Below are 19,578 nucleotides of genomic sequence, written 5' to 3'. Positions count from 1 at the left end.
GCACAAACCGGCATCTCAACAAATACCTGTTATCAACAGGCAAACCCGCATTACTTTTGAAAGTACAAAATATAATGCAATTATCCTTTCCCATGTGTTTTCACGTCATTGTTAATGATCCGTTTCCTTTCCTTTTGCTGAAGCAGTCCGCCGAATTCCCAGTTCACCGTAAGCTTAACTGCCCTGCTGAAATAGCGGTTATCCGTTCGGGATATAAAGAGCGGACGGTTCAGCATTTCCGATTCCGGAATGAACCGGTTAAAAAGATTTACGGCTGCCAGTGTAATGGTTAGTTTGGTTTTCTTCAGTTCTTTTTTCCCGGCAAAGCTGTAATAATAAACGCCGGTCCGGCTGCCCAGTAAGGTAACTGACCGGGTGCTGTACTCACCAAAAACCTGCACTGCAAAATCACGGGGCAGCTTATAGCTGGTATTGATACTGACATCTGCATTCCACCCTGAACGAAATATTGCCAGCGCCTCACTGCTATAGTTAAGATGATTGATATTTACGTTCCCGTTCAGTCCCCAGCTTGAAGAAAGGTTTACCGTTGAGGAAAGGTTGAGTCCAAACTGCCGGTTGCCCGCAAGGTTCTGCTTGCTGGTATACGATATTCCCTGCGCATCTGTTTCCATGAACTCCACGATCGTATTATTCGTTTGCCTGTAGAAAAATGCAGCGTGCATAAAAAATGCCGGGCCGGTATTAAGCCCGTAAGAAAGCTCCGCCTGGTCGGCGATCTCCGGTGCCAATTCGGGGTTGCCCGCTACGATGTTCTTTGGGTCGCTGGCGTTTACATTCGGATTCAAATCCCATATATAAGGCCGGGTTAACCGCCGGGTATAGCTCAGGTTGAACGTATTGCTTTCATTCACCTTTTTTGTGAGGGTTGCAGTAGGAATAAAATTCACGAACCTGCTATCGAAAGCCGTACCCGAATGTATAAATTTCCCGCTGATGTAAGTTGCTTCAGGGCGTGCGCCTGCTTCAATATACCAGTTATTGGTGAGCTTTAATTTCAGTATGGCATATACCGCGGCTACATCCTGGCTATACCTGAAATCATCCGAGCGCAACGGTTGCGGTTCCATTTTATCTACCTGCTGCGGATCGCTTGCTGCCACATCATAACGGTTACCTACATTGCGTAAAATGATTTTGGTTCCGGCTTCCAGCGTAATACTCCCCTTTGCATTAAACGGATGTATATAATCGGCCTGGAAAGTCCATTCCCTGTTCTTTGTTTTGCTGTTATTCAATTCGCGGTAGAGCAGGTTTTTTGCTTCGCCGGTTTGCACCGCATCATACCAAGACAAATCCCTCGAAGGTGAATTTTGTACCAGCAGGGTGATCTGTTGCCCTGCCTTTTTCAACCGCCGGCTATACCCAATATTCATATCTGCGCCCAGGTAAGCATTCCTTGTATCAATTGCCTGCCGGTATTGCTCTTCAACAGCGCCACCCGGTAAACTTACGGTACCGGACAGGCGACTATCTTCCGGCCAATTACCAAACCAGGCATTTGTACCAAAGCTCAGCTCGCTAAGCGAATCGGGCGCATAATCTATTGCGAGATCAGCCGACCCGTGCGGCGCTGCATTGTCTTTTTCGATGAACTGTCTTAAACCGCCAGCTGGTTCATTATCAAGAAGCGTGGTTCGCTCCAGCAACTGCTCCGATTTCCTGCGAAGCCTGTGCAAATGGCCGGACAGGTTAATGCTCCATTTTTGTCCGGATACAGAAAGCCGGGGGTTCAGCATCTGTTCCAGGTTACTCACACTTGCTTCCAGCGTGCCACTGAAATCGCCTTTACCTTTTTTTGTAATGATATTGATCACGCCGGCAGCGCCTTCCGCGTCATACCTGGCCGATGGCGTCGTAATAATCTCCACAGATCTGATCATGCCGGCAGGCATCATATTCAGCGCATCCGCCACGCTGCGGGCCATTTGCCCGGAATACTTTCCATTGATGAGTATTTTAAGATTGTTGTTTCCGCGCATACTCACGTTGCCCTGGGCATCTACATTAAGCACAGGTGCTTTGCGCAGTACGTCTGCCGCTGTTCCTCCTTTATTGGTTACATCGTTTTCTGCATTATATACCAGCATCCCCGGTCGCTGTTCTACCAGTCTTTTCACCGCAGTGATCTTTACTTCCTGCAAATAATCACTACCCTGTACCAGGAGGATGTCATCCAGCTTCAGCATTAACTGCCCGGCTGCTAATTCAATATACACTTCCTTTGTGCTGTAACCCACAAAGCTTATTTCAAGCCTGTACTTTCCCGGCTCGGGCAATGCTGTTTTAAAAGCGCCGCTTTCCAGCGAATAGGTTGAAGCAATATGCTCGTTCTGCCCGTTCCATACGCCAATAGTAGCATAGGCAACTGCTTTGGAAGTAGCGGAATCTTTGAGTACCCCCGTTAATATATACTGCTTCGCGACTTGCTGAGCTGTGCCGTATGGCGCCAATCCTGCAAATACCATAATCATCCATACCATTCTTTTCATATCCGTTTTTTTATTCTCTGTACAGTGGTCTCTCCTGCTGTGTTAGCAGTACACATCCTGCGGCCGGGCAAAGTTCTTTTATCGTCATTACATTCCCGTAATAATCAGGAAAATGATTTACGAAAAAAGTAAACAATTATTTGAATGACATCGGGATGGTTCCGGAAACAGCAAATCTTCCCTGAAGCTATTCTTCCATACGGTGCTTTATTACCAATAACGACAATTGTTTTCCTGATCCGGCATTTTAAAAAAAAGAAGCCGGTTTAATTTAGAGATAGCTATTTAACTATTACTTAAACAAATACTTATGTGCGCATTCATACAAATCATTCAGGATAAACAGGGATATGTTGCCCAATGTGCTTATTGTGAAGCGCTGGAAGTGGTAACGGGCACCAGCATTATCCATCTCTGGTACGATCAGTGGAAAAGCTTCCTGCATTATATTCAGCAGGTAAAGCAAATGCAGCCCAACGTAAACCCGGATATTAAAATCATTATGCTTGATGTTGCAGGAACAGATTGTTTTCAAATGTACCTCACTATGGCAGAACTGCATGCCTTCTGCCAGTTATTGGAAAAAGCCGACGACGAGCTCAAAGCACAGCAACTGATGAAATGTTTTCAAGGTGGTAAATAGTGAATAGTGAATGAGTAGTTCACCCTTTATTCTCTCACTTTATCACCTATGTTTGTCGCCGACTTCATTATTTCGTCCTGTAAGCGGGGGTAATCTTCCTCCGCCAAATATAGCGCCCCGCTGCAACAAAAAACTTTCATCAATCATACGGTGATAAAAGATGCTGCAGGAATTCTGTTCCTTTTTTTCCGAAAAAAAAGGAACCAAAAAAAACGCAATGACAAATACTCGTACAATTTGTATATTTTGAGGGGTGGATAATAAAGTCGAAAAAAAATCAACCCAAACAATGATTGCGGATAATTATATCATCACACATAGCAGCATTAAAGAACCGCCGGTATCTTTCGGTTCGAAACTCAAATTCCTCGGACCGGGTTTTATTCTTTCAGCATCTATTGTCGGATCCGGCGAGCTGATTGCTACCACTGTACTTGGCGCCAGGGCCGGCTTCATTGCATTCTGGATCATTATTGTAAGTTGCCTGGTAAAAGTAGCCATACAATTAGAGTTTGGCAAACGGGCGGTCGTGTCCGGTGAAACGCCCATGCAATCTTTTTCAAAGCTTCCCGGTCCCAAACTGGGGAAAGTTAACTGGACTGTAAGTGCTGTTTTTTTGCTGACCTTACTTAAAATAATACAGGTAGGCGGTATGCTTGGAGGATCCGCTATTGTTCTAAGCATGCTTTTCCCGGCATTGCCGGTGTTTGCATGGGCTATTGCTATCGCTATACTAGTTGCTGTGCTTATCTATAAAAATTATTACAGGCTCGTTGAAAAATCCTCGCTGATCATGGTGGTGGCTTTCACTGCATTAACCATCGTATCGCTGGTAGCGGTTTCGTTTACACCTTACCGTTTTACAATGACCGACGTTGCAGCCGGGCTGCAATTTGAACTGCCATCTCACCTCGTTATTATTGCCATAGGCGCATTTGGCATTACCGGTGTGGCCAGCGACGAGATCATTGCTTACAATTACTGGTGCATTGAAAAGGGATATGCAGCTTATACCGGACCGGCCGATAATACGGCGGAATGGAAGAAAAGGGCAAGGGGCTGGACGAGTGTGATGTACCTCGATGCCTTAGTGGCCATGATCATATATACAGCCGTTACGGCCGCGTTTTACCTGTTGGGCGCTTCCATACTGTACAACCGGGGAGAAATACCGGAAGGAAATGCTTTGATAGAAACCCTTGCACATATTTATACGCAATCATTGGGCAGTGGCATAAGAACAGCTTATCTCATTGGCGCTTTCTTTGTATTGTTTTCGAGTGTATTTGCAACCCTTGCCTACTGGTCGAGATTGTTCTCCGATATTTTCGGGCAGTTTGGATGGATAGATTTTTACAACCCGGCGAAAAGAAAAAAAACGATAGCTATTTTATCGTGGATATTCCCCGCGGTTTGGGTAGTAGCGTATCTCTTTATCCAGTTGCCGGTTTTTATGATCATATCCGGTGGCGTGGTGGGCTCGGTGCTTTTATTGATCGTTGTTTTTGCCGCACTGTGCTTCCGTTACCACAAAAACTATCCTTCATTAAAATCCTCCATTTTCTATAATATATTATTCTGGCTTAGTGTACTGTCTATTGGAATGATAGCAGTATACGGGTTGGTGAAACTGATAAGTTAAATCTGGCAGCCGAACCAGCATTGTAATCAACCTTTATTTACCTGGTCAACCCCTTTAGTACTGCTACCAACCGGTCAACATCCTCACAGGTATTATAAAATGCCAGTGACGGGCGAACCGTGGTTTCTACTCCCATCCTGCGTAAAATAGGTTGTGCACAATGGTGACCCGTACGCACTGCGATTCCCTCGCGGTTGAGTGCTTTGCCAACATCATCATTTGAATGACCTTTCAGTATAAAAGATAATACACTTGCTTTATGAGCGGCTGTGCCGATAAGCCGTATACCCGGCACCTGCTTTAAATGATGTGTTGCGTATTCCAGCAAAGCATGTTCATAAGCATTGATATTAGCTATGCCCAGTTGGGTTACATAATCTATTGCCGCGCCAAGACCTACCGCATCTGCTATGTTGCCTGTACCTGCTTCAAAGCGGTTGGGCGCTTTGTGATATTGTATTTCTTCGAAAGTCACATCCTGTATCATATTACCTCCACCCTGCCAGGGTTCGGTACTATTTAACAAATCTTCTTTACCATACACTACGCCAATACCTGTTGGTCCAAAAACTTTGTGCCCCGAGAATACAAACCAATCCGCATCGAGCGCCTGTACATTTACAGGCATATGCGAAACAGATTGCGCCCCGTCTACCAAAACTTTCGCGCCGGCAGCATGCGCCATAGCAACCATTTGTTCAGCGGGTGTAACTGTTCCCAATGCATTCGACACCTGGGTGAAGGCAACTAATTTTGTATTAGCGTTTAACAGCCTGGCATATTCGTCCAATAAAATCTGTCCGTCATCATCTACAGGTATTACATTTAATGTCAATCCTTTTTTATCAGCCAATCTTTTCCACGGCACTATATTAGCATGATGTTCAAGATGGCTCACAATAATTTCATCGCCATTTTTCAGATATTGATCGCCCCAGCTTTGTGCAACAAGATTGATCGCCTCTGTAGCACCGCGAACAAAAATGATTTCATTAGGTGATCTGGCGCCGAGGAATTGCTGTACTTTTTTTCTTGCTTCCTCGTAAGCATCTGTTGCTCTTGCAGCCAATTCGTGAGCAGCACGGTGTATGTTGGAGTTTTCGTGCCGGTAAAAATAGCTCAGCCTGTCTATTACAGATTGCGGCTTTTGTGTAGTAGCCGCATTGTCTAACCAAACAAGCGATTTGCCATTCACCTTTTCGTTGAGAATGGGAAAATCTTTTTTTATTTTATAAGCATCAAAACCATGTGTAAAACCGCCTAACTCACCGTTGTTAACAGGTAATCGCTCCTGCTGTAAAAAATAGAAAGAAGGTGTGTTTGTATCTGTAATGATTGGTAATGGTGAATGATGTGAACCAGTTGTTGGATCGCTGATGTTTACAAATTTCAGGATTGATTCAATATCCTGCCAGTAAGGTTGTTCATCTATGAAAGGTAATGCAAATGGATCCTGCTTATTGCCTGCTGTTTGTTTATCAATATTTGCATCCGGAAAGCTGGTTACCGGTTCCTTAATATTGAAATTTTCCGGCTGATGTACATACGATGGAGATGCGCCGCTGCCAGCTACTGAAGCCGGAACGCCGCCACTAAGCGTAGATTTATCGGAACTTGTTTGTTCAAATCCGGGAGTTAAACCGGGCTGGAGCGCTGCGAATGCTGAATAATTTTCCCGGGGCGCTGAAGCCCCGCTACCTGCTACCGAAGATGATACACCTAATCCTGTTGCAGAAGGTGGCGCAGAGAACCCGCTAACCGGCACCGGTGATGCTAATGCAGGTTGCACGATGCCATGCGTCATAAGCTCATCTGCAGGAAGGTTTACGCCGGGAACAATACCCTCTCCCGTGATTGATTTCGCGAAAGCAGTTGCCCGCGGGTGCTCATATGGATCTAATGAAATTTCCTTTGGCGCATCTTCCGGTAAAGCTTTAAAGAGCTGGTTGGCCAATTCCTGCAAGACTTCCACGTCCGGAAGATTATTTGTATTTGTACTCATGATAGTTACCAATTTCAACATCATACAATACGGCAATAGCATCATCCACCAATACTGCTAACGAGCAGTATAAGGAAACAAGATAGGATGCAATGGCTTTTTCATTGATGCCCATAAAACGAACGGAAAGCCCAGGGGTTTGCTCGCCCTGTAAACCAGGTTGGAATAAACCTACCACCCCCTGCCGGGTTTCGCCTGTGCGCAATAATATGATTTTTGATTTACCTTTTACAATGGGTAGTTTATCGGATGGGATTAATGGAATGCCTCTCCATGTTAAGAACTGTGAACCAAATAAAGAAATAGTGGGAGGAGGAACACCGCGACGGGTACATTCCCTGCCGAATGCTGCAATGGCCAGTGGATGTAATAAAAAGAACCCGGGTTCCTTCCACACTTTGGCAATGAGTTCATCCAGATCGTCGGGAGTTGGAGCGCCGGTACGCGTTTTAATACGCTGGCTGCCGGCTACACTATGTAATAATCCGTATCCGGTGTTATTAATCAGTTCGCTTTCCTGCCTTTCTTTTATCGTTTCAATGGCAAGCCTTAACTGCTCAGAAATCTGGTTATAAGGTTTGCTGTACAAGTCGGAAACCCGGGTGTGTACATCTACAATGGTTTGTACTGCGGCCAGGTTATATTCTCTTGGGTTTTCAATATAATCCACAAAGGTTTGTGGCAATGTTTTTTCATCTCTTGAAGAGCAGTCTACTTCAATTCGCGTGGCATCTTTTACTTTGTTAAGCCGGTACACTCCCGATTCTACAGGTACCCAGTTTAATAACCGGGTAAGCCAGCGTGGAGTAATAGTAACCATTTGAGGAACTGTGCGTGTAGCAATAGCGAGTTGCCGTGCCGCTATGTCGCCGAGGGCGGTTTGTTGTTGATTTTTAGTGTCAGCCATTGTATCAATTTTAATCTAAAGTTTAACCTTTTTTTTTAATTCTTACAAATATATAAGAAAAGAAAGTTAATAGTCTATAAATTTTATAGACTATATAAATGTTTGTTTTTTAAAACTTAAACTATTAGCTATGAGAGCATATAGCATTTGTTGATCCAATGTTTCTTCTTTATCAATACACATGATCAGATTTTGCACTGTATTTAATGTTGCTGGTAGAATTCTCCACCCACACTGTTTCCACTAATATATCCACGATTGCGCTCCAAAGGTTTACTCACTTTAATTTAACCGGCAGAAAGGATTAAATATGATAACCCTCCACATTCATATATGGCGGTATATTTCTGATATGGCAGGATGCCGTTTGATGTATGCCTGTATTTTTTGAAACATTCAATGCACCAAGGGTTACACCCTGGTATATTTTTACGTTGTTACCAATCACACAGGTTTCGCCTATCACAACACCTGTACCATGATCTATGAAAAAAACTGATCCTATTTCGGCGCCAGGGTTAATATCAATACCGGTTATAACTATGTGCATATTCCGAAATCCATCTTGGTAATACCGGAATTTTAAGTGAGCGCTGCAAACCGAACAGGTTTAACCGCAGGTTGGGCAGCATACAAAAGGCACTTCTGTAAGCGGTGAGGTGCGTAAGATGCGGTAATTGCCCAACTCATCTCCCAATGCCCGGCTGCTTCTGTTTCTGCGATCCAGCAGCATGGCTGCTATATCCTTTGTTGACCTTTGCGAAGATAAAGCTGCCAGCCTTTCATCCGGCAATGGTAAAAAATGATCGAATACGTTGGTAATATTGCCAAACACTTCCACCACAAGTACACTCAACGGAGCATCTTCAGGTAGACCTAATTGTTTTAACAGCACAGCGATCTCTTTATTCGTCCACATAGCAGTGGCCGCTTTGGGCTGGTCTTTGTATATCGCTTTAACAGCGCCTGCCAGCAGGCTTGCTTCCGTAAATTTCGCAGCTTTGGGCGCCGGTGCTGCTTTGCCCGCATCTTTCAGATTTTCAAAAGCATGCAGGATGTTTGTGGCCATTGCCCTGTCTATCTTTACGGTTTTACCTGCTTTATAATCGCGCATGGCTTTGTTTAATCTTGCTTCATACACTTTATCTATTTCCAAACGGCTCACTTCATTCATCAGTGTAAGGTTACTCAAAACAACATTTGCCCGCGCGGCCTCATCTGTCTTGTCCACCATCCATATAGCGGATGTATGCACTATTTCAGAAAGAACAGCATTATTAAACAATCCTGTACCGGCAGGCGCCTGCACTTCCGGTTGCTGAGGCTTTACCAGTGTCATCAGCTTTTCATCCAAAAGAATATTGCGGTATGTTACACCATCGGCCTGCTTTACCTGCGCATACAATACACAATGCAGTTGCGTACGCGGCGGATCATTGGTTACATTCTTTCCTTTCCATACCGCTTTCCCATAGGGCGCGTTTACATATACTTTATCAATATCCCGGTTTACGTTACACAACAGCGTTGGTGCAGGATGCTGCATACCGGCAATCACCAATGGCCTTCCAAACCTTCCCTGGGCAGTGCTCCACAGGTTTTCTTTTCCTGCTTCACCATTGCTCCAATGCCCGTGACCAATACGGAATTCATATGTAAAAAAGCCAAACAGCTCAGGGCTCTCGGGATGTAACCCCGGGGGAAGCGGCAGTAAATAATGGATATCATCGTCATCGCCGGCTTTTTCCATTGCCTGCATGGCGCCCAACCCGGCCATATCGTCTGTTTGACCCGGCGTGATCATCCGTATATATTCCGGATCAATGGGCAAAGGCGGATCTTCGGTTGTGGCCTGCACCAGTTCACCGAACTGCTTATTGTTCCCGATCAACTGATCGGGCGCATAATGCAATACACGGCAAAATAGAGTATCGGCAGGATCTTGAACAGGTTCTTCCAGCTCTACCCACAAATACTTTTGCCTTGCTTCCGTAGCACTGTATTTTTCATTTTTACGATAAGGAGAAAATGCCAAACCAACGCTGGCAATTTTGGGCACCTGGGCAGGAATAACCGTAGCCGGTAATGTTAATTGATCCGGCTGCTGGGTTTGATCTTCGCCGTGACCTGCTTTAAACTTTGCCGTAATGGTATACTGCACTTCTATTTTGTCGGGAAAACGAAGCTGCCCGTTGGGACGAAGTAAAGCAGCTTTGGGTTCAATGGCATCAATAAAAATAATAGTGGTGCTGCTCCTGTTGATATTACCGAATGGATCCGGCTGCAGGGATTCGAATGATGCGGAATGCTTCAATTCAATATCACCGATATTGCTGAGTGTTTCCATTTCACCTGCATCATCGCGGCTGAATTTTTTTTGCCGCCCAATGATAAATGCCGTATCCTGCAGGGCATCCCAGCTCCAGTCGCGGTTGAGGCGATATACCAGGCAGCCGATCCAGTGATTACAGAGGTCGGCTTTGGTAGAAAAGGTAATGCTGCTGCCATCCGGCGCCAGGTGATGCCGTATTTTATTATTGCATCCAAAAACGATCCTTTCCCCTTTTTCTGCAACCAGGGTAAGTCCGTTTACCTTTACGCCCAGTTGCTGCGCAAGGCGTTGCATAATATCGGGACGGTTGCTGGTTTCGGCATTAAAGAAAAAGAATTGATTAACTATGCCCTTACGAATAAATTCAGGGTCCGGCTGCAGGTATAGCCCCTGTAACGCGGGAACATTGGCTTTAGGCAGCAATAACGACGCATCTTCATTGATCAGTTCCTTATAAAACCAGAGCTGTGTTTTTTTGCCATACCGGCTGTCGCGATCCGGGTTCCCTTCATTAATAAAACCATAATAACCGCTGTCATCGCCTTCGCAAACGGCACGAATGGTCATCCTGATCTTTCTTGCGGTGGGTAATGGAATACCTGCCATGGCATTGATCGCCGCTTTATTCAGTTCGGGTGTATTAAAAGGATCATCGCTGCTGCCCAGGTTGAGTGTGGGCGCATCATGAAATATAACGTTAAGTGACAGGGTTTCTTCCATATCTGCCGCTGCATTTACGGCAGGAAAATTTCTTGAAGTGGTATACAGGGTAATATAATTTTCATTACCACTTTCGCTAGCCAGGTTGTCGAGCCGCAGCGTTTCCACTTCTACTTTTATTTCCACCTCAGCCACATCCGGGTCGGCTATGGCAGGAACAATATTTTTGGGATTCGCTACCGTACCACCCTGCTTCTGATCCTGTGCCGACTGTATCAATAGCTGTACAGGATCTGCACCCAGCGCTTGGTATTTGCCTGTAAAAACAACCGCGGGATAAGTGAGCAGCGGCCTTTGGATAGAAAGCACGGGATTGCCGTTAAAGGAAGAAGTTTGATCATCGGCTATGATCTCGTTAAAAAAATCGGCTTTGGCTTCTTTGAGGTCTTTAGATTTTTCAATACGGCATAATGATGGCGCCACATACCGCTTAAAGCTCCATTCTGATGTTGGCGCAGCGGCATTATTGTATACTTCTTCAGCAATCACAGGGCCGCCTCCACTAATATCCATCATGCGAACACGGAACTGGTAACGGTTGCCATAACGCAATAGCGTAGCCGCCGGCACTTCATCGAACATATTACTGGGGTCAACGGCCTTGGTGGGTGTGGGATCCAAAGGATTTAACCGCGCTTCATCACTCTGATGAATGTTCACTGCGTCACTGTCTTTCAACACCACACTTTTGCCGATCCAACTGGTAAAATACATCGGTAGCCAGTAGGGTGCTTTTGTATCATTGTCTAACTGGGTGGGAAAAACCTGGAAGGGCAATTCCAGCGCTTCATTGGGGCCATTGCCGAGGCTGGCAGCTCCCAGGGAATAGGTTTGTTTACATCTTACTAAATTCAAACTGCTCCAGTCTGCACCCAAAGCATCTTCTTTTACATCAATGCGGTAACCAAATACGCCCAGCGGTGCGTCAACCCTCGGCCCGGTTTTGGTGGGATATCCTTCCAACTGCCGCATATACCATATTAAGATCTGCTCATCGTCCCAGGCCAGGCGTATTCCTTCATCTTTTACGGGATGGCTTCCGTCCTGCCTTTCACTGAGGAGTATGCTGCTTACCGGCTGAGCAGCATGTACAATTTTAGCGAAGCCGTCGTTGTATTCATTCAGTTCGGCAAAAATTTTGTCCCACGGCGCTGCCGGTGGTTCCGGGTCTACCACTTCGCCGGTTTTTACAAATAAAACAGGAAAGAGCAGAGGTGCAAAAACCGGGCGTTTATTTGCAGCGCCGGTTTTTAATTTGGGAATGCGGGCTGCATAAGGTTTTATAAATGGTCCGTCTGCCTCCACCATCAATTTCTCCTGTATGCTTTTGTAATCTTCATTAACGATGTCGGCATAGATATAACAGCCTTTTTCGAATAAAGCCGCATTGTCGCCCTCAACAGCAATTTCAGTTTTATATACCATACCGCAGGCCCGGGCAAGCAAAGGTTGCCGCAATATATAAGCGAATACCTGGCCCCAGCTCAAGTCGTCGTTGTTCTTCCAGGTGGAAACGAGCGGCGTATCCTTTTTTATGGCACAATGATAGCTGTCATCTGTTTTGGCATTCGGTACCCGCGGGGAGGTGAAATTAAAAGCACCCCGGTAACTTTCGGGCAGGTACTTATTTACTGTTGGCGAGTCCGCTAATATATCCGGCGTTTTATCGGAAGCAGTAATATTTATTTTAGCACCTAATTCAGCCGCGATGGCCTGTAGCAAGGCATTTTTGTTGGTGGCCTCATCCACATTCACAGGCACATCCACAGGTTTACGTGTTAATGCCAGCGCATTGCCAATGGGCCATTCATCCAACCCCTTTACCACTTTTAATTCAAACTGGGGAACTAAGTCTGCAAAAGGAATTGCGGTATTATCAGGCGCCGGCAACCCGGTTGGGTAGTTCGCAAACGGATCCTGGTTGCGTGGTATAACAACGATATTGAGATGTAAAGTTGTTCCGTCATAACCTTGCGGAAAAACCATCGTAGTATATCTTCTTTTCGCTTCCATAATGTTGTATTAATCAATTATAGAGAGTTGCAAGTTTCAGGTTACAGGTTACAAGTTGCAGGTTCCAGGGTTACAGGGTTACAGGGTTACAAGTTGCAGGGTTCAAGGTTACAGGGTTACAGGGTTCAAGGTTTCACTTCTCACCATTGCCCATTCACTATTCACATTTCATATGGCCTTCCCGCTAACGGCTGATAGCTGACCACTGATAGCCGCCAGCTCACAGCCCTACGCTACCTGCCTGTCCTCACCCCATGTTTTAGAGAAGCTGATATCAATGACCAGGAAAATGCTGATGTCAATAGCGAACGTTACCTGGGCACTGCAGTCTGTTTTACCACCCTGCCGCACTACAATTCCTTTTGCTTCGATGGTAATGCAAACACATACCAGCCCGCCCAAAAGATTGGCCTGCCCGCGGAACAGCATCAATGCGGCAAGCACCACTTTATCTTTATCGGCATACATTTCTACGCCTACCATAAAAGTTACACTGGCGTTACCTACTACAGGTAAACTAACAACTATGGATACCCCAAATCCGAATTTTAAAGTGAGACTCGGACCTACCTTTGTATCTGCCGCAATTTTTACATCTACCGCGCCAATAGCATATATGGAACCAACGCCAACGGAGTAGCACATTATCTGCAAACCACCATGAAACTGCAGGAAAGCGCCTGCTGTTGGGAGTAACTGAGACGGGTCGCTTGTTACTTTAAGCGCAGCGTTAAAATATACGCCAACGGAGAGTGAGGCTTCCAGCTTGAGCGGTGTTTGTGCGCTGTTGTATAACTCATCGGTTGGCGGAAAACGGATAAGGGCGATCTCTTTGGTAGCTTCAAATTTATATTCCCATATTTCACCGCTGTTGCTCATGGCTAACTTTAAGCCCTTTTTTAGCGCCTCTCCGTAATCGCCCGAACTTAAGGAAGCAAGCATCTGCAAAATATCAATTACAGGCTGCAGCGCATCGCTGAATTCAATTTCAGGCGTGGGTATGCCTTCTGTTGGACTGCTGCCACCTTCATAACTGCTCTCTTTTCCTTTCTGCGCATCAAAATTGCCTTTAATGGTCATCAGCCGTTTCATGTCGCCCAGGTCTACCACCATTGCCAGGTTATTCATCCGGCTCTTCCACTGGTCGGCCATATCGCCTGCAAAGGAATCTACATCGAAATTTAACTTGCTGTCTACATAATTCGCAGGCGCATCGGTTTTTTTACCGGTTTTGTATTCGATGTAAATCCGCAATGCTTCTGTGTCTACAAGCGGAATTTCAAAAGACGGTACATCAAACTTTAATGCTTTATCCAATACGCCGTTGGCGCCGTTCTTTAACATGCTCATACCCTGCTTAATGACTGCTTCGCCGGCTTTTTCCGCTTCCACTTTCATGAGCTCCAGCACTTTTTCACCTCCGTCTTCCAAAGCGTTTTCCACAAAAGCCTGGAAGGTATTTCCATTGGCGTCTTTGCTGTTGAGCAAAGGGATCGTTTTGCCAAAATCTGTAATGGCGTTACCAATATTGGGAAATATGCCGTTACCCGTCATCAGCCGGTAGGCATCTGCAAAAATGGGCGGCGTTTTACTGAGCATTTTATCAACGTTCAGTCCATACGCCGGCGTAAGAAACAATGCTTTTTGCGTGGCCGTTGTTTGCAGGTAGCCGAAGTTGATGGTATCGGCGGAAGGATCACGAAGAATTTCCAAAGGATGAGCAATGCGAACGAGCTTTTGCTGTAATGTGGCGGCATCCACTACATTTCCTTTTTTCCATGCAGCAGTGCGTATAAGCGGAACCGTTACATCCTGCGGAAGCGGTATCACTTCGCCTGTACCCGCATTGTGCTGCACCATAGCCCAACTGCCGTCTTTGGGTAAAAAAACATTTCCTCTTGCCGCTACTACAAAAACGGGTATGGTACCTGCCTTATTAATAGAGGCGCTTAGATCAAACCGGTTAACGCGGACCTGCTGGTTACTTTTGTTGATGTCTAACACACAATCCACTTCACCGCCTATACTGCCGTTCTGCAGTTGCAGCAGCGCTTTCAGTTGCTCTGCCGTTAAAGGTTTCCCCGCGGGCGCCACCTGCACATATCCCAGCACCCTTTTGGATACCACTCTTTTATTTATATGACCCTGCACTACATTTTCTATTTCCACGTCGGCATCAAAATATACGCCACCGCATTTAACCGGCTCATTACGCTGTGTGGCGCCATTGGTATACATCTGGCCTTTTACCCCATTTACATAGTCTGCATTGGGTGCTATAATATTTTCTGATGTATACTCCGTTACAGAAGGTGCGTCTTTGATATTACGCACATTAAACAGTCCCCTGATGATACCGGGATGGAACTCGTAGGGCGCTTCAATGTTTTCAAAATCGGCCAGGGTTAATTTTGCAAAAGGATCTTTTCCCTTTTTAAGATAGCTGTAGGAAAAATCAAAAAGCCCGTCGCTTTCTGCTTTCCATCCGCTATCTGTTCTGAATACATAGCCGGAGCCTGTGCGGAAAACGGTAATGGTTCTTACCACCCGGATACCCCAGGGATAAATAATACTTTTTACCTGGATCACTTCATGCCCTGTTCGCCCGAGCATTACGTCGAACCTGGCCTGGCTGGTTTGCGCCATAGCAGCGCCCGGACTTAACCAGTTGCTGAACATGCTGGCGCCGTAACCGGTAATATCCATACGCGATACCGGCACGCCACGCGAATCTTTCAGCAACGAGGAAAGGCTGAGCGGACCAAATAGAAATTCATTGTTGAAAATCTCCGTTACACGATGACCCAAATTACTGGCATAAGATGCCATTCCAAACCAGTTCAGCAGGTTATTGGCCTGCACCGTATAGCCGGGAAACATATCACTATCATATTCTGTTGGATTGGCAGGATTGGGCTTGCCAAATCTTCCGGCCTGCAGGCTTATCTGAATGCCGCCTTCAAGCTTATAGGTATTATCTTCTTCATTCTTCCTGAACTTCGGACGTATATTTTCAATCGCCGGTTTCTGCGGCTCAACAAAATGTTTTGAAATATAGCTGATAGCTTTCATTCCGAAAGGCAGTGTAAAAGTAGCAAGCGTATAATTACCGGGCTGCGATTTAAAATCTTCAACCAGTCCGTTGGTTACCGGTATGGGCGCCAGTGGAACCGGAGCCTGGTTATTGTTCCACATACGGGCCGGGCCGCCATCATCGGCATAATATAAAAAACCCGCTTCGGGATCCATTAAGAGCTTGGGGGAATTGGGATCAAGGGGATTGTCCCTGTCGGGCGGCGTTAAATTTATTTCGGGTTCCCACGCCATCAGCGGCAATGTAAATGCCCGTACCCTGTTTGCCGGTAATTTCACCTGCATGCCTTCCACCAAAAACGGGAATGCATTATTCCAGGTGTTTGCATTATAATCTACACTGTGCACTTCACCATCTGCCCCCCTTACACTGCCGGTTCTTATAAGCTGCCAGTCTGCACCAAAGCTCACGCCCAGTTGGTTAGCATTACTACTCACATCTAATAGCGAAAAGAATTCCCGCTGCAACTGTAAACCACTGTCCCATACATCTTCAACATCTTTCTTCATTTTAAATAACTCTTCCGGACTGTAAACAGCGCCATTGGCATTTTTAAACCCGGCCAGCAGGTCTGTATTCATTGAAGGCTCTTCCTTCAGGATGACGCCGGGAAATCTTTCGGCAACAATCTCCGGCGCAAAGCTTTCAGCCGTTAACCTTACCGCGGTAGCGATACTGCCAAATAACGGCTTTTTTACGGCAGTGGCTACCACTCCGGAGGGCTTGCGGGAAAGGGCTGTTGCTGATCTTACGGCAGCGGTAGTTTTTTTTGCTGTTTTGGCGGCAGTCTTCTTTTCCGGTAATGTGAGCAGATCGGGAAGCTCATTTCCGCCAAAATAAAAATCAACGCTTACCTCATCGGTTTGGTCTTCCGCTTCTATAAAACTTACCACACAAATCAGCAGGCTGTTTATCCCGTTTGCACCGGCAATACGGTTGTATCTTTCGGAATAAACACCCCTTCGCCATAGTCCCAGGTTAGCAATATAAGGATCAGGCAGCGTAGGCAAATAACTATACAATGAGAAGATGAATATGCAATTTCCCCGGATCACATTTTCCATAGCGTCATCGCACTCACCAATAAGGATAAACGATTTTACCGGTGAAACGGTGAATAACGCGTTTTCCAGCGCAATGGAGAAAAGATTTAATTCCTGTGCGGGAGCAGCACCCGGAATGTTTACGGCATTAGCGGAAGCAGCCTGGTCTGCCTGCATATCTTCTTCCATCAGCATTATCCTTCTGCCGGTTTTTCCTGCGCTCAGCATCATATGACAGGAAGACGACTGAACAGGAAAAGGTTCTCCGTTTACCTTAACCGGGCGGTCGGTATAAATAGTAGCGGCACAGCCTGTAATTAACAGTTCCTGCGCGTTTTTACTATTTATAATAAAAATCAAAGGCGCCTTTTCTAACAACACTATATCCGCGGTGGTACCGTGCGGATTCAGGTCATCTTTCCATAGCTCCAGGTGATGTGAAGCGCCGAGCGCATCGGCTTCCATATCGGTGATAACAATCTCACCGGGCTTACCTGATATTACAGGTTGCTTCAATCTTACGTCTTCATTTTGCAATCCGTTCCATGTCATGCGCCAGCCTTCACCACATTGTAACAATGCAACACCGTTGCCCGTTGCCTGCACAGGATTGTTAATATTTAATGTTGCGGCAGGGAAAGCCCACCATGATTTTTGTATGAGCGCCTTGCCTGAGATACCGGTCCACGGACTTTTATATTTAAAGATAGAAAATTCATTTACATCCGTTTTCCATGGTATCAACACCTGGTTGTTATTATATGCAGGCGTTACACTGGAAGCCGGTGTGAAGCCGAATGCCACAGCCTGTCCGTATATTTCACCTGTTGCCGGACCAACTTGAGTAATAGTGCATTTATTGTTCTGCCACGAAAATTCCCATATTTCCGGTAACTGATAAGTGGCTTCTCTTGCATCCCTTCCGTAAGGCGAGGTTTCTGCCGCACCTTCATCTGTATGCTGTGCCAGTTTGAGCGACACCTGTATATTAACTGCTGGGTTTAATGTGATCTGGTTATTCTGAATAGTGGGTGCAAGGCTTAATTGTATACTGCCTCCTTTTACTGCCACGCCAACAAACCGGTCTCCGGGGGCTGCAGCAGAAAGGAATTTCGCACTTATCCAGCAACTGCCTGCTACTATTGTATAGGTTGTAGCAAGCTCTGCCGGCAAACCACCCGGAAACAGTATCCTTCCCTGCCGGAAAGAAGCCTTAAATAACAATGCCGGCTGTGTGCCGATATACAGGGTAATTAATTTTTCATAGCGGTAAATGTCTATCCATATTTCGCGTCCTTCATTATTTAAAAAGGGACCAAAGGTTTCGGCGGGTTTGGCTCCTGCGGCCCAGTCGGGTACACTGCCGGCCACTGCGGCATTTAATATGGGTACACTGCGTACAAAAATGCTTTCGCCCTGCATTGCTTCCACAGGCGCAGTAGTACGTGCAACCCTTGTGCTTATATCGGCAATACTGCTGAGTGCGGAAACTTTAATATTGTCGCGGCTATACAGGTTGGAATTGGCGAAAAGGTGTTCAGTTCCCGTATCTTCCATTTTCTGACTGACCAGCGAAGCCGCAATCCTTTCCCTCGCCTGCTGTAATTGTCTTTCCTGGTCCTGACCCGTAACGGTAAGATGGCCCGTTATGCTTTCCAGCATAGTGGCTAATTGCGCTTGTGTCATCTAAAAAGATTTATTCAATAAAAGAATGCGCTCAGACAAATGGCTGCGCCATACGCCAAAAGCCGGCAGTATTTGTCTTTACTAAAATTTTAACGGAAGTTGAATTTTAAAGAAGGAACGGAGGAGGCGGTACATAGGATCTTACTCAGGGAGGAACAGTAATATTAAAAAATAGAAATGAGTAATCAAAGCAATGTTGATAAATTATTGCATGGTTAACAAATTGTTTCCCAACTTCCGGTTCATAGAAACGAATCAGGGCGGTTGCAATGTGGTTGAACTGGTGGAGAAGCTAAGGCTGCTGACGGCTGTAAAAAAACATTGATATATTTTATTAATACCTCAGCCCTGGTTCGTGTCTCACGAACCAGCTTCATTCATTTCTTAAAATATAGCTGTGATATCATTCAAAAACCCAAAATCATCAATGCCCGTTTCATAATATTTCGCTGATGAATAGTGGTATTTAACCGGGTCGTCTGTTAATTGCCAGTGTTCTGCCAAAGGATTATCGTGAATGTATTGCAGTTTTTGCATAACAGTTTTCTTTTGTGTGAGTTCAAACGCCAATGGATTCCGCTGCCAGAATTCATAATTTTTGTTAGCTGCCTTTACTGAAAAGGAGGGCAGAAACAATGGATCATTATGGATAAGATGATTTTTAAACGCATGAGCGGTAAATTTTAAAAAAGATCCCTGGGCGGTTTCTTTTCCATTCAATCCATTCATTTGCCAGATAAGGTGGATATGGTTGGGCATGATCACAAATGCATATACTGTAATTTTTCCTCTTGCTGATAAGGTGGAGAGCGAACCGGTGATTATTTGCTTTGGTACATCACCGGATAATAGCTTATGCCAGTTATTAATGGTAGCTGTCCAGAAATATATCTTTCCTATTTCCATATAGGACTTACGGTGTTCTTCAAAATAATACATTAACGAATGTATTACATTTCAGATTATGAATATACGAACGAAGA

General features: G+C 45.5%; 9 protein-coding genes. 2 read left to right on the top strand and 7 right to left on the bottom strand.

Annotated features, from left to right (window positions below; genetic code table 11):
- Positions 1 to 80: 80 nt before the first annotated feature.
- Positions 81 to 2,513: a TonB-dependent receptor gene (locus tag PLE34_RS02990; RefSeq protein WP_324554075.1), complete on the bottom strand. Its 2,433-nt coding sequence runs from the start codon at positions 2,511 to 2,513 to the stop codon at positions 81 to 83.
- A 310-nt stretch (positions 2,514 to 2,823) separates the two neighbouring features.
- Here PLE34_RS02990 and PLE34_RS02985 point away from each other — a divergent pair, with 310 nt between their 5' ends.
- Both PLE34_RS02985 and PLE34_RS02980 read left to right on the top strand, forming a co-directional pair.
- Positions 2,824 to 3,156: a hypothetical protein gene (locus PLE34_RS02985; RefSeq protein WP_324554073.1), complete on the top strand. Its 333-nt coding sequence runs from the start codon at positions 2,824 to 2,826 to the stop codon at positions 3,154 to 3,156.
- 289 nt (positions 3,157 to 3,445) lie between these two features.
- Positions 3,446 to 4,798, top strand: coding sequence for an Nramp family divalent metal transporter (locus PLE34_RS02980; protein WP_324554071.1), 1,353 nt, complete (start codon positions 3,446 to 3,448; stop codon positions 4,796 to 4,798).
- A 37-nt stretch (positions 4,799 to 4,835) separates the two neighbouring features.
- On the opposite strand, the gene PLE34_RS02975 is transcribed toward PLE34_RS02980, so the two are convergent.
- The 6 genes from PLE34_RS02975 to PLE34_RS02950 form a co-directional block, all read right to left on the bottom strand.
- Positions 4,836 to 6,800, bottom strand: a complete 1,965-nt coding sequence (locus tag PLE34_RS02975; RefSeq protein WP_324554069.1) for a family 2A encapsulin nanocompartment cargo protein cysteine desulfurase — start codon at positions 6,798 to 6,800, stop codon at positions 4,836 to 4,838.
- Complete coding sequence (locus PLE34_RS02970; protein WP_324554067.1) at positions 6,781 to 7,707, bottom strand: family 2A encapsulin nanocompartment shell protein; 927 nt, start codon at positions 7,705 to 7,707, stop codon at positions 6,781 to 6,783. The genes PLE34_RS02975 and PLE34_RS02970 overlap by 20 nt, the downstream gene beginning before the upstream one ends.
- A 304-nt stretch (positions 7,708 to 8,011) precedes the next feature.
- Positions 8,012 to 8,257 (bottom strand): serine O-acetyltransferase, encoded by a 246-nt coding sequence (locus PLE34_RS21830; RefSeq protein ID WP_502875857.1) that lies wholly within the window; start codon positions 8,255 to 8,257, stop codon positions 8,012 to 8,014.
- Between the two features lie 60 nt (positions 8,258 to 8,317).
- Positions 8,318 to 12,772 (bottom strand): hypothetical protein, encoded by a 4,455-nt coding sequence (locus PLE34_RS02960; protein ID WP_324554065.1) that lies wholly within the window; start codon positions 12,770 to 12,772, stop codon positions 8,318 to 8,320.
- Positions 12,773 to 13,000: 228 nt separating this feature from the next.
- Entirely contained in the window at positions 13,001 to 18,595 is a 5,595-nt protein-coding gene (locus tag PLE34_RS02955) for a hypothetical protein (protein WP_324554062.1), read from the bottom strand.
- 384 nt (positions 18,596 to 18,979) lie between these two features.
- Positions 18,980 to 19,534 carry a transposase gene (locus PLE34_RS02950; protein ID WP_324554060.1) on the bottom strand — a complete coding sequence of 185 codons (555 nt, stop codon included), beginning with the start codon at positions 19,532 to 19,534 and terminating at the stop codon, positions 18,980 to 18,982.
- Positions 19,535 to 19,578 lie beyond the last annotated feature (44 nt).

This window comes from Agriterribacter sp. (assembly GCF_035445465.1).
GTDB lineage: Bacteria > Bacteroidota > Bacteroidia > Chitinophagales > Chitinophagaceae > Agriterribacter.
Note: the sequence above shows the minus strand (reverse complement) of the source record. Positions and strands in the feature narration are given on the sequence as shown.

What these genes read in the sequence shown, in the direction of transcription:
- PLE34_RS02990 (WP_324554075.1), bottom strand. Translation starts at nt 2,513, where the DNA reads ATGAAAAGAATGGTATGGATGATTATGGTATTTGCAGGATTGGCGCCA.
- PLE34_RS02985 (WP_324554073.1), top strand. Translation starts at nt 2,824, where the DNA reads ATGTGCGCATTCATACAAATCATTCAGGATAAACAGGGATATGTTGCC.
- PLE34_RS02980 (WP_324554071.1), top strand. Translation starts at nt 3,446, where the DNA reads ATGATTGCGGATAATTATATCATCACACATAGCAGCATTAAAGAACCG.
- PLE34_RS02975 (WP_324554069.1), bottom strand. Translation starts at nt 6,800, where the DNA reads ATGAGTACAAATACAAATAATCTTCCGGACGTGGAAGTCTTGCAGGAA.
- PLE34_RS02970 (WP_324554067.1), bottom strand. Translation starts at nt 7,707, where the DNA reads ATGGCTGACACTAAAAATCAACAACAAACCGCCCTCGGCGACATAGCG.
- PLE34_RS21830 (WP_502875857.1), bottom strand. Translation starts at nt 8,257, where the DNA reads ATGCACATAGTTATAACCGGTATTGATATTAACCCTGGCGCCGAAATA.
- PLE34_RS02960 (WP_324554065.1), bottom strand. Translation starts at nt 12,772, where the DNA reads ATGGAAGCGAAAAGAAGATATACTACGATGGTTTTTCCGCAAGGTTAT.
- PLE34_RS02955 (WP_324554062.1), bottom strand. Translation starts at nt 18,595, where the DNA reads ATGACACAAGCGCAATTAGCCACTATGCTGGAAAGCATAACGGGCCAT.
- PLE34_RS02950 (WP_324554060.1), bottom strand. Translation starts at nt 19,534, where the DNA reads ATGTATTATTTTGAAGAACACCGTAAGTCCTATATGGAAATAGGAAAG.